The 13474-nt window shown below is 73.8% G+C and carries 14 protein-coding genes; 9 read left to right on the forward strand and 5 right to left on the reverse strand.

Annotated features, from left to right (window positions below):
* Window positions 1-14 precede the first annotated feature (14 nt).
* From AVP42_RS12235 to AVP42_RS12260, 6 genes are all read left to right on the forward strand, one after another.
* Complete coding sequence (locus AVP42_RS12235) at window positions 15-785, forward strand: NUDIX domain-containing protein (RefSeq protein WP_082847223.1); 771 nt, start codon at window positions 15-17, stop codon at window positions 783-785.
* Window positions 782-2188, forward strand: a complete 1407-nt coding sequence (gene nadA / locus AVP42_RS12240) for a quinolinate synthase NadA (protein ID WP_067949431.1) — start codon at window positions 782-784, stop codon at window positions 2186-2188. The genes AVP42_RS12235 and nadA overlap by 4 nt, the downstream gene beginning before the upstream one ends.
* Before the next feature lies 1 nt (window position 2189).
* Window positions 2190-3764, forward strand: a complete 1575-nt coding sequence (gene nadB, locus AVP42_RS12245) for an L-aspartate oxidase (RefSeq protein WP_067949433.1) — start codon at window positions 2190-2192, stop codon at window positions 3762-3764.
* Window positions 3764-4660 (forward strand): carboxylating nicotinate-nucleotide diphosphorylase, encoded by an 897-nt coding sequence (nadC, locus tag AVP42_RS12250; RefSeq protein WP_067949435.1) that lies wholly within the window; start codon window positions 3764-3766, stop codon window positions 4658-4660. The genes nadB and nadC overlap by 1 nt, the downstream gene beginning before the upstream one ends.
* A complete protein-coding gene (locus AVP42_RS12255; RefSeq protein WP_067949437.1) occupies window positions 4657-5799 on the forward strand; it encodes a cysteine desulfurase family protein in 1143 nt (380 codons plus the stop codon). The genes nadC and AVP42_RS12255 overlap by 4 nt, the downstream gene beginning before the upstream one ends.
* A gap of 240 nt (window positions 5800-6039) precedes the next feature.
* A complete protein-coding gene (locus tag AVP42_RS12260; RefSeq protein WP_067949454.1) occupies window positions 6040-7521 on the forward strand; it encodes an MDR family MFS transporter in 1482 nt (493 codons plus the stop codon).
* Between the two features lie 23 nt (window positions 7522-7544).
* On the opposite strand, the gene AVP42_RS12265 is transcribed toward AVP42_RS12260, so the two are convergent.
* Window positions 7545-9203, reverse strand: a complete 1659-nt coding sequence (locus tag AVP42_RS12265) for a substrate-binding domain-containing protein (protein WP_067949439.1) — start codon at window positions 9201-9203, stop codon at window positions 7545-7547.
* Window positions 9204-9358: 155 nt separating this feature from the next.
* Between AVP42_RS12265 and AVP42_RS12270 the strand changes: the two genes are divergently transcribed.
* Complete coding sequence (locus AVP42_RS12270) at window positions 9359-10027, forward strand: phosphoribosyltransferase (protein ID WP_067949441.1); 669 nt, start codon at window positions 9359-9361, stop codon at window positions 10025-10027.
* Window positions 10028-10124: 97 nt separating this feature from the next.
* Window positions 10125-10535: a hypothetical protein gene (locus tag AVP42_RS12275; RefSeq protein ID WP_067949443.1), complete on the forward strand. Its 411-nt coding sequence runs from the start codon at window positions 10125-10127 to the stop codon at window positions 10533-10535.
* Between the two features lie 19 nt (window positions 10536-10554).
* On the opposite strand, the gene AVP42_RS12280 is transcribed toward AVP42_RS12275, so the two are convergent.
* The 4 genes from AVP42_RS12280 to AVP42_RS12295 form a co-directional block, all read right to left on the reverse strand.
* Complete coding sequence (locus tag AVP42_RS12280) at window positions 10555-10746, reverse strand: hypothetical protein (RefSeq protein WP_067949445.1); 192 nt, start codon at window positions 10744-10746, stop codon at window positions 10555-10557.
* Window positions 10743-11540 (reverse strand): LON peptidase substrate-binding domain-containing protein, encoded by a 798-nt coding sequence (locus AVP42_RS12285; protein ID WP_231878615.1) that lies wholly within the window; start codon window positions 11538-11540, stop codon window positions 10743-10745. The genes AVP42_RS12280 and AVP42_RS12285 overlap by 4 nt, the downstream gene beginning before the upstream one ends.
* A 69-nt stretch (window positions 11541-11609) precedes the next feature.
* Window positions 11610-12497: an Fpg/Nei family DNA glycosylase gene (locus AVP42_RS12290; protein WP_067949447.1), complete on the reverse strand. Its 888-nt coding sequence runs from the start codon at window positions 12495-12497 to the stop codon at window positions 11610-11612.
* Window positions 12498-12575: 78 nt separating this feature from the next.
* A complete protein-coding gene (locus AVP42_RS12295; RefSeq protein ID WP_157356827.1) occupies window positions 12576-12926 on the reverse strand; it encodes a hypothetical protein in 351 nt (116 codons plus the stop codon).
* Between the two features lie 221 nt (window positions 12927-13147).
* Between AVP42_RS12295 and AVP42_RS12300 the strand changes: the two genes are divergently transcribed.
* Window positions 13148-13474: hypothetical protein (locus tag AVP42_RS12300; protein ID WP_157356828.1), on the forward strand; the 327-nt coding region annotated here is incomplete at its 3' end.

A 13474-nucleotide genomic window follows, 5' to 3' on the forward strand; every position in this document is an offset into this window, starting at 1 on the left:
GAAGGGGTGAACGGATGCCGCAGCACGACGCGCAGGCGCGCCTGGCCGTCTCGACGGTCATCTTCGCCCTCTCGCCCGAGACCGACGGCGACGGCGTCGAGCGACCGAGCCTCAGGGTGCCGCTCGTGCGCCGGCTGCGCGAGCCCGGCCTCGGCCGGTGGGCACTGCCCGGCGGCTGGCTGCCCGTGCACGAGTCCCTCGACGCGGCCGCCGCGCGCACGCTCAACGAGACCACGGGCCTCGCTCCGCGCTACCTCGAGCAGCTCTACACGTTCGGCGATCCCGACCGCTCCTCCGGCGAGCGCGTCGTCTCGGTCGTCTACTGGGCGCTCGTGCACTCCGACGAGGTCGAGCGGGCGGTCTCCGACGAGAACGTGCGCTGGTTCGACGAGGACGACCTGCCCGACCTCGCCTTCGACCACGCCGCGATCATCGAGTACGCCCTGCGCCGACTCCGCACGAAGCTCGAGTACTCGGGCATCGCGCACGCGCTGCTCGGCGAGACCTTCACCATGGCCGAGCTGCGCGGCGTGCATGAGGCGGTGCTCCGCAAGCGCCTCGACCCCGCGAACTTCCGCCGCACCATGGAGGCGTCCGGCACCCTCGTCGACACCGGCGAGCGCCTCGCCGGCACGCGCCACCGCCCGCCCGCCCTGTACCGCTTCGATCCCGCCCACTCCCCCGTGGCGTCGCCCTCACCGGCGTCCGCGGCGCCGCAGCACGCGGCATCCGTCACCGCACCCCCCGCCCCCAGGCCCGGCACGCACAGCAAGGACACGCCATGAGCACCACCATTCCCGTCACGACGGCCGACGCCGAGCGGGGCATCCGCGACGCGGCATCGGTCGACCGCAGCATCCGCCTGATCACGACCGGCGCGGCCCGAGGCGAGACCTGCACGCCCGACCTCGCCCGGGGACCCTGGGAGTTCGACCGCGGGCCGGCCGGGTACGGCCCGGGCTCGTCCATGGGCGACGTGATCCCGGCCGGCGCACCCCGCCAGGGCGCGCTGCCCGCCGAGTACCGCGAGGCGTCCGACGCCGAGCTCGACGAGCGCATCCGCGCGGCGAAGGCGACCCTCGGCGACCGCGTCGTCGTGCTCGGGCACTTCTACCAGCGCGACGAGGTCGTGCAGCACGCCGACTTCACGGGCGACTCGTTCCAGCTCGCCAACGCCGCGAAGTCGAAGCCGGAGGCCGAGGCGATCGTGTTCTGCGGCGTGCACTTCATGGCCGAGACCGCCGACATGCTCTCGCGGCCCGAGCAGGCCGTGATCCTGCCGAACCTCGCCGCCGGCTGCTCGATGGCCGACATGGCCGACACGTCGAGCGTCGAGGAGTGCTGGGAGCAGCTCGAGGAGGTCTACGGCGACCTGACCGCCGTCGACGAGACCGGCCGGGTGCCGGTCATCCCCGTCACGTACATGAACTCCTCGGCCGCGCTCAAGGGCTTCGTCGGCCGCAACGGCGGCATCGTGTGCACCTCGTCGAACGCGACCACGGTGCTCGAGTGGGCGTTCGAGCGCGGGCAGCGGGTGCTGTTCTTCCCCGACCAGCACCTCGGACGCAACACGGCCAAGGCGATGGGCGTGCCGCTCGAGGCCATGCCCATGTGGAACCCGCGCAAGCCGCTCGGCGGCAGCACGGCGGAGGAACTGCAGGACGCCCGCGTCATCCTCTGGCACGGGTTCTGCTCGGTGCACAAGCGCTTCACCGTCGACCAGATCGAGCAGGCCCGGCGCGACCACCCTGGCGTGCAGGTCATCGTGCACCCCGAGTGTCCGATGCCCGTCGTCGACGCCGCGGATGCCGCGGGCTCCACCGACTTCATCGTCAAGGCGATCCAGGCCGCGCCCGCCGGCTCGACCTTCGCGATCGGCACCGAGATCAACCTGGTGCAGCGCCTCGCCGCCGAGCACCCGGAGCACACGATCTTCTGCCTCGACCCGGTGGTGTGCCCGTGCTCGACGATGTACCGCATCCACCCCGGCTACCTCGCCTGGGTGCTCGAGGAGCTCGTCGCCGGGCGCGTCGTCAACCGCATCGAGGTCGCCGACGACGTCGCCGAGCCCGCCCGCGTGGCCCTCGAGCGCATGCTCGCGGCGAAGCCGCCGGCATCCGTCACCGTGCCCGCGGGCTCGACCATCGCGGCGGCGACGGATGCCGCGGCCGCGCCCGTCGGAGCCTGACATGACCCGCGTGCTCGTCGTCGGCTCCGGCATCGCCGGGCTGTGGACGGCGATCCGGGCCGCCGAGGCGGGGTGCGACGTGACCGTCGTGACCAAGGCCGCCCTCGGCGACGGGGCCACCGGTTGGGCGCAGGGCGGGATCGCCGCGGCGATCTTCGCCGACGACGCTCCCGCGCGGCACGCGGCGGACACGCTCGCCGCCGGCGCCGGGCTGGGCGACCCGGAGGCGGTGCGCGTGCTCACCGGCGACGGCGCGGCGCGCATCCGCGACCTGATCCGCTTCGGCGTCGCGTTCGATCGCGACGACTCCGGACTCGCGCGCGGCCTCGAGGCGGCGCATACGCGCGCACGCATCCTGCACGCCGGCGGGGATGCGACGGGTGCGGCGATCCAGGCGGCGCTCGTCGGGACCGTGCGACGACGCGGACTGCGCGTGCTCGAGCACACGACGCTCGTCGACCTCGTCGTCGATGGCGGTCGGGCTGTGGGGATCAGCGCCATCGCGGCGGGTCGGGCGGGCGGCGCGTCGACCGCGAACAGCGACGCCGTCGTCACGCTGCGGGCCGACGCCGTCGTGCTCGCGACTGGCGGAACCGGATGCCTCTACCGGCATACGACGAATCCGGACGTGGCGACGGGCGACGGCGTGGCCGCCGCGGCCCGCGCGGGCGCCGTCGTGGCCGACCTCGAGTTCGTGCAGTTCCACCCGACCGCGCTGGCGATCCCGGGCACCCCACTCATCTCGGAGGCCGTGCGCGGCGACGGCGCGGTGCTGCGCGACGCCGAGGGCCGCCGCTTCCTGCTCGAGGTCGACCCGCGCGGCGAGCTCGCGCCGCGCGACGTCGTCGCGCGCGCCGTGTGGCGTCGCATGGCCGAACAGGGCGGCGCTCCCGTCGTGCTCGACGCGACGCACCTCGGGGCCGACCGGCTCGCGGGGCGCTTCCCCGGCATCGACGCCGCCTGCCGCGCGGCGGGCTTCGACTGGTCCCGCGAGCCGGTCCCCGTGGTCCCCGCGGCGCACTACGCGATGGGCGGCGTCGCGACCGACCTCGACGGGCGGACGAACCTGCCCGGCCTCTGGGCCGTCGGCGAGGTCGCCCGCACGGGCGTGCACGGCGCGAACCGGCTCGCCTCGAACTCCCTGCTCGAGGGCGCGGTGTTCGCCGAGCGCGCGGCGCGCGACCTCGCGTCGGCGGCCGCCGTTCCCGCGTCCGTACCGCCTGCAGGAGATCCGACGGGACACGCCGGGCCGGATGCCGCGGCCCGCGGCGTGTCGGAGCGGAACTCCTTCGACGCGCACCAGCCCGCCGCCGCCGTGGTCGATCGCGAGGCGTTGCAGGCGCTCATGTGGGAGCACGTCGGACTCGAGCGGGACGCGGCCGGGCTCGCCGCGGCATCCGCTCGCCTCGACGCCTGGCGCGCCCCCGACGTCGTCGACCGCCGCACCGCCGAGGACCGCAACCTGCTCGACCTCGCCCGGCTCACGGTCGCCGCGGCACTCACCCGCACCGCGAGCGTCGGCGCCCACACGCGTCGTGACGCCCCCGTCCCCGCACTCGAGAGGCAGGCCGCCTGATGACCGAACCCCGCGAGATCGAGCGCATCGTGACGATGGCGCTCGACGAGGACGCGCCGTGGGGCGACCTCACCGGCGAGACGCTCATCCCCGAGCAGGCGACCGCGACCGCCGAGATGGTCGCGCGCGAACCGGGCGTGTTCAGCGGCGCGCGCGTGGTCGCGGCGACGTTCCGACTGGTCGACCCGCGCATCGCGGTCGAGGTGCTCGCCGCCGACGGCGACCGGTTCGCGGCGGGCGACGTGCTCGCGCGCGTGCAGGGCCCGGCCCGCGGCATCCTGCGCGCCGAGCGCGTCGCGCTGAACCTCGTGCAGCGGATGTCGGGCGTCGCCACGCTCACCGCACGGTACGTCGAGGCGGTCGCGGGCACGCGCGCGCGCATCGTCGACACGCGGAAGACGACGCCGGGACTGCGCAGCCTCGAACGCCAGGCGGTGCGCGACGGCGGCGGGCGCAACCACCGCCGGTCGCTCTCCGACGCGGTCATGGCGAAGGACAACCACCTCGCGGTGCTCACCGCGGGCGGTGCCGACCTCGCCGCGGCGCTGCGCGAGGCGCGCGAGCGGATGCCGCACACCGCCCATCTCGAGGTCGAGGTCGACCGCGTCGACCAGATCGAGGCGATGCTCGCGGGCGGGGCCGACACGATCATGCTCGACAACTTCTCGCTCGACGACCTGCGCACGGGCGTCGAGCTCATCGCCGGCCGGGCGATCGTCGAGGCCTCCGGGGGCGTGAACCTCGACACGGTCGCGGCGATCGCGGCGACCGGGGTCGACGTGATCTCGGTGGGCGCCCTCACCCACTCGGCGCGAGCGCTCGACCTCGGTCTCGACGTGGCGATCGAGGCGAGCGCTGCCGAGCCGGCGGATGCCGCGGCTGAGGGGTCGCCGTGATCTTCGCCGACCACGCCGCCACGACCCCGGTGCGCCGCGAGGCCGTCGAGGCGATGTGGCCGTTCCTGACGGGGGCGTTCGGCAACCCGTCCAGCCGGCACGGTCTGGGCGAGGAGGCGGCGCGGGCGCTCGCGTGGGCGCGCGACGAGGTCGCGGCGGTGGTCGGCTGCCGACCTGGTGACGTGGTGTTCACGTCGGGCGGCACCGAGGCCGACAACCTGGCCGTGAAGGGGCTCGCGCTCGCGAATCCGCGCGGCCGACACGTCGTCGTCTCGCCGGTCGAGCACGAGGCGGTGATCGCGGCGGCGGACGCCCTGCGCCGCCTGCACGGGTTCGAGGTCGACGAGGTCGAGGTCGATGCGACGGGCATGGTCACGACGGCGGCGCTCGAGCGCGTCATCCGGCCCGACACCGCGCTGGTGTCGGTGCAGCTCGCCAACAACGAGGTGGGCACCGTCAACCCGGTCGCCGAGCTTGCGGCCGCGGCGCACGCGGCGGGGGCCGTCATGCACACCGACGCCGTGCAGGCGGCCGGCTGGCTGCCGGTCTCGATCGGGGCGCTCGGGGTCGATGCGCTGTCGCTCGCCGGGCACAAGGTCGGAGCGCCGAAGGGCACGGGCGCGCTCGTCGTGCGCGGACGCCTCCCGCTCGAGCCGGTGCTGCACGGCGGCGGCCAGGAGCGGGGCCGACGGTCCGGGACCGAGAACGTGGCCGGCGCGGTGGCGTTCGCGACGGCCCTGCGGCTCGCGGAGGCCGACCGGGCGGATGCCGCGGCGCGCGTCGCGGCGCTGACGGAGCGGTTCCGCGCCCGGGTCGCCTCGACGGTGCCGACGGCCACGCCGACCGGGCATCCCGACCGCCGCCTGCCGGGGACGGTCTCCTACGTCTTCCCCGGGACCGCGGGTGAGGCGGTCCTGCTCGAGCTCGAACGGCGCGATGTCGTGGTCTCGAGCGGCTCGGCGTGCGCTGCCGGCAGCGACGAGCCGTCGCACGTGCTCACCGCGATGGGGTTCGATCCGGACCTCGCGCGCACGGCCGTGCGTTTCTCGTTCGGTGCGGACGCCACCGAGGACGACATCGACGGCGCCGCCGCCGCCCTCGCCGACGCGGTGTCGGCGGTCCGCGATATCGTCCGCTGACCGGCCCGCCTCCCCTACGAGGCGCATGCAAGCGCATGGTTCGGCGGAAACGGGAATAGCGCGCCTCCGGATCTCGGTTGCATCTCGCGTTCGCCGTCGCCATTCCCGCATGGACGCGGGCCGGCGACGCGACGCACACGATCGAGACAGACGAGGACGCCCGTGACCGAACGCACCGCACCCGAGACCGGCTCGATCACCCTGCCGCCCGGCGACGCCGCCCTCGGATCCGAGGAGGCGATGCCCGGCTCGCGGCATCCGGCCACGCCGACCCCGCCGACCTCGCCGACCGATCGGGAGGCGCGCGACACGCGGGTGATCTGGCTGCTGCTCGCGGCGACGTTCGTCGTGTTCCTCAACGAGACGATCATGAGCGTCGCGATCCCCGAGCTGGTCGACGACCTCGGCGTCACGCTCACCGCGGCGCAGTGGCTCACAACCGCCTTCATGCTCACGATGGCCGTAGTGATCCCGATCACCGGGTTCCTGCTGCAGCGATTCCGCACCCGCCCCGTCTTCGGCACCGCGATGAGCCTCTTCTCGGCGGGCACGCTGCTCGCCGCGCTCGCACCCGGCTTCGAGGTGCTCCTCGCGGCGCGCATCGTGCAGGCGACCGGCACCGCGATCATGATGCCGCTGCTCATGACCACGCTCATGACGCTCGTGGCCCCGTCCGATCGCGGCCGCATCATGGGCCGGGTGTCGATCGTGATGTCGGTCGCGCCCGCCATCGGCCCGGCGATCTCCGGGTTGATCCTCAACTCGCTCGGCTGGCGGTACATGTTCTGGCTGGTCCTGCCGATCGCCGTCGCGATGCTCGTGATCGGCCTGCGGCGCGTGACCGACGTCGGCCAGACGCGCGTCTTCCCCATCGACCTCGGCTCGGTCGTGCTCTCCGCGTTCGGCTTCGGCGGCCTCGTGTACGGGCTCAGCCTGGTCGGCGGCGTCGTGAGCGGTCGAGCGCCTGGCGACGCCGTGCCGATGTGGCTCGCGCTCGCGATCGGTGCCGTCGGCGTGCTCGCGTTCATCCTGCGCCAGGTCGCCCTGCAGCGCACCGATCGAGCGCTGCTCGACCTGCGCACCTTCCGGACCCGGAACTTCGCGGTGTCGATCGCGATGATGGCCGTGATGATGGCGGCGCTGTTCGGCACGATCATCCTCCTGCCCATCTACCTCCAGGACGTGCTCGGACTCGAGCCGCTCGCGACCGGGCTCCTGGTCCTGCCGGGCGGCCTCGTCATGGGCCTGCTCGGCCCCACGGTGGGGCGCCTCTACGACCGGGTGGGCCCGACGCCGCTGCTCGTGCCCGGCAGCATCGTGGTGAGCGGCGTGCTGTGGTCGCTCACGCTCGTGACCGAGACGACGCCCCCGTGGATGGTCCTCGTCGCGCACGTGACGCTCTCGACGGCGCTCGCCTTCATGTTCACCCCGCTGTTCACGAGCGCCCTCGGATCGGTCGAGCCGCGCCTGTACTCGCACGGGTCGGCCATCGTCGGCACGCTCCAGCAGGTCGCCGGAGCGGCGGGCACCGCGATGTTCATCACGGTCATGACCGCCACGGCGGCCACCGCCGAGGCGGGCGGCACCGATGCGATCGCGGCGCAGGCCGCGGGAGTGCGCGCGGCGTTCCTCGTCGGCGCCATCGTGTCGGTCTTCGCGATCGTCGGCGCGACGATGGTCCGTCGCCCGGCCGACATGGTCCAGGCGCCCGCCGCGCACTGAACGACGTCAGCCGACCGTCGGCGTCAGCCGCAGTCGGGGCGGCAGGTGCGCTGCGAGATGGCGTCGACCAGCACCGTGCCGAGGTCCTCGGGCTGCGCCGCCGAGTACGCCCCGCCCTTGGTGGCCTTGGCGATCTGCTGCATGGCCTGGAGGTCGGTGTCGGGTCCGAAGCCGATCATGATGACCGGAACCGGCTGGTTGGGATCGTCCATCTTCGCGAGCTCGGCGAGGAGCTGCTCGAGGCTGATGCCGTTCTCGTCCTCGTTCTTGCCGTCGGTGATGACGAGCACCGAGTTGACCTTCTCGGGGTCGTAGGTCTCGCGCACGCGCTTCACCGCGTCGAGCGTGGTGTCGTAGAGGCCGGTCGCGCCGCCCAGTCGCGAGGGCAGGGACTGGATGATGCCGGCGATGCGCTGCGTGTGCGCAGCGTCGGCGAGCGGGGCGATCGGGGCGACGTCCTCGTAGTCGAGGTTGCCGTTGCGGGCCGTCGAGAACAGCCAGACGCCCAGCTCGGCCTCGCCGGAGAACTTCTGGACCGCTCCCATCGCGGCCTGCTGGAACACGTCGATGCGACGGAGTCCGTTCGCCGCGGGGTCCTGCATCGACCCGGAGACGTCGATGACCGCGAGCATGCGACCGCGCATGGTCAGCACACCCCACGACCGCAGGATCTCGATCTGGGAAGCCCCGTCGAGCTCGCCCTGCGCGGGCGGCGCGGTCGCGGCCACCCCGCGGGCCTCGAGCTCGCCGGTGCCGTCGGGGGCGCGGAAGCCCGCCTCGGCGAAGTGGTCGCCGGCCTTCGAGAGCGCCGTGCGGAACGCGTCGAGGTTCTCGGTCCGCTCCTTCGCCATGCGGACGAAGGGATAGTCGAGGGCCACGGTGCCCTCGGTGGGGTAGGCCGCGACGAGCGGCTCCGCCGACTTGTCGGCGTTGTGCGCCACGACCCGCGCTTCGCTGGTGAGCGTGATCATCGGCGTGGACGACGAGGTGACGGTGGCCATGGCAGCATCCGTCGACGCGGGGATCGACTTGCTCAGCGCGATCATCGCACCGGCGAACTGGCGCGGGTCGTCGGGCGAGGTCTGCCCCTTCAGCGCGTACAGGCTCGCGAGGCTCGCGGCGGATGCCTCGGGGTCGGGCAGCAGCGCGGGGAGCTGGCCGCTCAGCACGCGGGCCCAGCTCACGGGCTCCTTCGCCAGCTCCTCGGCGTCGGACGCGGCCGCCGCGAACACGATGGGCGACGACACGATGGAGTCGCCGACCTCGAGGACCGGCGCGCCGAGGCCGAGCGACGTGGCCGTCGCGCGCGTGCGATCGATCCACACGGTCGAGTCGGGGATCCAGACGTCGGCGTCGGCGGTGCCGGCGGCGACGGATGCCGCGGTGTCGGCCGAGTCCTGCGCGCGCACCTCGGTCACGACGCATCGCTTCGGGTCGGCGTCGAAGTCCTCGGCGAGCTGGGCCACCGACTTGGCGATCGACGTGTCGGCGACGACGACGACCTGCTCCGGCTCATCGCACGCCGGCTGGTCGGCGGCCGCGAGGAGCGGGTTCAGGTGACCGCCCACCCACAGGTAGACGCCGGACGCGACGAGGGCGATGACCGCCACGCCGGCACCGACGGACAGGATGAATCGGCGGCTCGGCGCCTTCGCCGGAGCCGCGACGCTGTGACGTCCCACGGGGCACTCCAAGTTGAACGGCCGCGCGGGGGAGCGCGCCGATCCCAGTCTGAACGGGTTCCCCCGTTCAGGGGGAAGGGTGCTGACAGCATATGCGAACATGAGCGAATGGCGAACTCGGCCGACGGCGCCGCAGCCGGGCGCGGGACCGGAGCGTGATCCGGTTCGCCGACCGGCGTGACGCGGGCCGCCGGCTCTCGGAATCGGTCGCGCGGCTGGACCTCGGCGACGCCGTCGTGCTCGGGCTCCCACGCGGCGGCGTCCCGGTCGCCGACGAGGTCGCCCGAGTCCTCGGCGCTCCGCTCGACGTGCTCGTGGTCCGCAAGCTCGGACTCCCCTCGCGGCCCGAGGTCGCCATGGGCGCCGTGGGCGAGGAGGATGCCGAGATCGTGAACGAGGACGTCGTCGGCCTCGGCCGCGTGACGCCCGAGGAGTTCGCCGGTGTCGAGCGCCGGGAGCGGGCCGAGCTCGAGGCCCGGGTGCGACGCTTCCGGGGAGACCGGCCGCCCGTTCCGCTCGCCGGACGCACCGCGGTCGTCGTCGACGACGGCGTCGCGACCGGGGCGACGGCCCGGGTCGCGTGTCGGGTCGCCCGTGAGCGCGGTGCGGTGCGGGTCGTCCTGGCGGTGCCCGTGGCCTCGCCGCGGGCGCTCGAGGGCATCCCGGAGGCGGACGAGGTCGTGTGCCTCGAGGTGCCGCCGGGCTTCATGTCGGTGGGCATGCACTATCTCGACTTCCGGCAGACGGAGGACCGCGAGGTGTCCGACATCCTCGCTCGCGCGCACGCCCGCCGCCGCGGTCAGGACGACTCGCCGACGCCCTGAGCACAGCCGGAGCGCGCCGCGCAACCCCGTTCACGTCACGGCCCGTCCGCGGTTGAGTGTGTTCGAGCCCGAACGGGAAGGTGGAACAACCGTGGAGATGGACACCAGCACCATCATCTGGATCGTCGTCGGCGTGATCGCCCTGATCGCCCTCATCGCCGTCATCGCGTGGATCGCGACCTCCAACCGGCGTCGCGAGAAGCAGGTCGAGGGCCGGCGCCACGAGGCCGCGGAGATGCGCGATCGAGCGGCCGAGGTCGAAGAGGCCGCGCGCGAACGCGAGGTCCGCGCGGCGAAGGCGGACGCCGCTGCCCGCGACGCGCAGGCCAAGGCGGCGGAGGCGCAGCTCGAGGCCGAGCGCCTGGCCGACCGCAGCCGCGAGCACCGCTCCGATGCGGATCGGCTGCGCGCCGAGCGCGATGAGCACGCGCGCGGCGCGGAAGCCGTGGACCCGGATGTCCTCGACGGCGGCGACCGCGCGCCGTCCGAAGGCGAACCGCGCCGCTAGTCCGTGGTCCCGACCCCGGTCATCCGAACACGTGACGGATGCCGAGGGCCTCGTCGACGCCCGCGTGCACGTCGTCGAGGCGGCATCCGTTCGGGCATCGGTACGAACTGACGGCGAGGCCGGCGTCGCCCATCGTGGGGACGACGGTCACGAGCGCGGCGGCGGTCGCACCGCAATCGGGGCAGGTCACGCGGGTCCATCGATCGGTCACGGGTGCGTCTCCTCGGGGTCGTCGGTGGCGTCGGTACTGTCGGTGCGGTCGGTGCTGTCGGGGTCGTCGACGGTCTCGGCGGTTTCGGTTTCGGTGTCGGTGCCCGGCCGGTGCGCCCCCTCGCCGGTCGCGAGGCCCTCCCCGAGCGAGGCGAGCTCGGCGTCGAGGTCGTCCTCGGCGGTCCAGGCCGCGGTGAGGACCTCGCCCGCGCCGTGGGTGAGGTCGATCAGGCCCACGAGCAGGTCGCGGAGGCTGCGCGAGCCGAGGAGCCGGACCTGGTCGAGCGGCGTGAGCGGCGCGATCCCCGCGAGCTGCCACGCGGATGCCACGGGGTCGTCGCTGAGTCCCACGTCCGCGTCCCACGGCAGCTCCACGAACTCGCTCGCCCTGGCGATCGTCCGCCGGACGACGAGCTCGGCCTGCGCCAGGAGCGGGGCGAGCGACGGATCCCATTCGAGCTCGGGCACGTCGCGGACGATGGCCGCGGGATGCGGATCGTCGTCGAGCCACTCGACGACCTCGATGCGCCGACCGCCGCGCGCGAGGACCGCGAGCATCCCGTCGGTCTCGCCGAGTTCGGTCACCTCCGCGACCGTCCCGTGACGGAAGCGTCGCTGGGCCTCCGCGCCCGCGGCCTCGCGTCCGCTCTCGATGAGCACGACGCCGAACTCGGCGGGGCGGGCGCCGAGCACGCGCGACATCATCACGAGGTAGCGCTCCTCGAACACGCGCAGCGCGAGCGGCATGTGCGGGAAGAGCACGCTGCCGAGCGGGAACATCGCGAACGGGGCCATGCGGCGAGTGAACCACCGTGCGGCTGGGAACGGGGCCCGAATCAGCGGCCTCGCGGCATCCCCTCAGCCCTACTTCAGCAGCCGGGAACGCACGCGATCGGCGAGCGGCTTGCCGCCCGTCTGGCAGGTCGGGCAGTACTGGAACGTCGAGTCGTGGAACTCGACCTGTCGGATCGTGTCGCCGCAGACCGGACACGCCTCGCCGGTCCGGCCGTGGACGCGCAGGCGTCGGCGCTTGGCGTCCTTCAGTTCGGCGGCGGGCCGCCCGGATGCCTCGGCGAGCGCCTCCCCGAGGGTCTCCCGCATCGCCGCGTAGAGCCGCGCGACCTCGTCGGGCGTGAGGGACGCGGCGAGCTTGTACGGCGACATCTTCGCGGCGTGGAGGATCTCGTCGGAGTACGCGTTGCCGATGCCCGCGAGGACGGACTGGTCGCGAAGCAGCCCCTTGACCTGCGTGCGCCGGCCAGCGAGCAGGGCGGCGAACTCGTCGGGACCGAACCCCTCGGTCATGGGATCGGGACCCAGTCGGGCGATGCCCGGCACCTGCTCCGGATCGCGGACCACGTACACCGCGAGCGACTTCTTGGTGCCGGCCTCGGTCAGGTCGAACCCGGAGCCGTCGTCGAGGCGGACGCGCAGGGCGATGGGCGACTTGCCCGGACGGAGCACGGTCGCGGGCACCACGTCGTACCAGCGCAACCACCCGGCGCGCGCGAGGTGGAAGGCGAGGTGCAGCGAGTCGGCAGCTCCGGCGTCGGCATCCGCGCCGAACTCGAGGTCGAGGAACTTGCCGTGCCGGGAGACCGCGGTGACGGTTCGTCCCTCGAGCGCCTGGAGCGGCGGGTCGAACGTCTTCAGCGCGGAGATCGCCGCCACGCGTGCCGAGGCGACGGCACGCCCGACCGCGCGCTCGCGGAGGAACCCGGCGAGCGCCTCGACCTCGGGCATCTCCGGCACTCCCCCATCGTGTCACCGGGGGCCGACATCCGCACGGCTTCGGGCGGCGGGATGCGTCGCGACGTGGGCCGGAGGCGTCTAGGACGGGCCGACGGCCGACTCCGCGGCATCCGTCGTCTCGCCGTCGATGGCGCGCAGGGCGTCGACGAGATCCGGCGTGAGCTGCAGCCCGCGGACCGCGTTCGCCGCCATCATGAGGCGGTTCATCCAGCGCCGGTCGAGGCGGGGCTCCTCGTCAGTGTCGTACTGGGCGAGGATCGGCATGGTGGGGTTCACCATGACCTCGTCGTGGTGGCCGTCGTCGGCGACCCAGCCGACGATCACGGGCTCGCGCACCCGCATCTTCGCGATGACCACCGCGTGGACGTGCGCGAGCACGTCGTCCGGCAGGTCGATCCGGACGATGCGGCCGAGCATGAGATTGCCCAAGGTGGTCCTTCCGATGCGGGGGAATCGGTCAGGCCGCCGGTCGCCCGGAAGCTTCCGGGGTGTGCACGGTCGAACTCGTGCGCGGACCGACGGCCTGTCACGGGCTTCGGGTGCCCGCGCAGTCATGTCTATGCACTGGATCGCGATCCGGGGAGGGTCTTGACACGGGTCGTCCGCCCATGGCATGGGCACCCGGGCGTTCGGCACCGTATGATCCCGCTGTGGACCCGAACATCGCGCGGCAGGTGCTGCGCCTCGACGCCGTCGCCCCCCTCTCCCCCGCGATCGTGGAGGACGCCTTCGCCCGCGAGTCGTGGGAGCGCCATCCGTCGCGGTATCCGGATGCCGAGGGACGCGCCTCGGCCGAGGCGTGGGCGGCCACGCTCGCCGAGGCGCGCGCGGCCCTGCTCCGCGAGGCGGGGTCCGCGGCCGTGGGCGCGTGGCCGGGGTCGACGGATGCCGCGGTGCCGGCGCCGGCCCGACGCGGACTCTCCCGCGGCGCGGTCGTCGGCATCGTCGCCGGATCCGTCGCACTGCTCGCCGTGCTG

It is taken from the genome of Agromyces sp. NDB4Y10, assembly GCF_001620055.1.
Taxonomy (GTDB): Bacteria; Actinomycetota; Actinomycetes; order Actinomycetales; family Microbacteriaceae; genus Agromyces; species Agromyces indicus.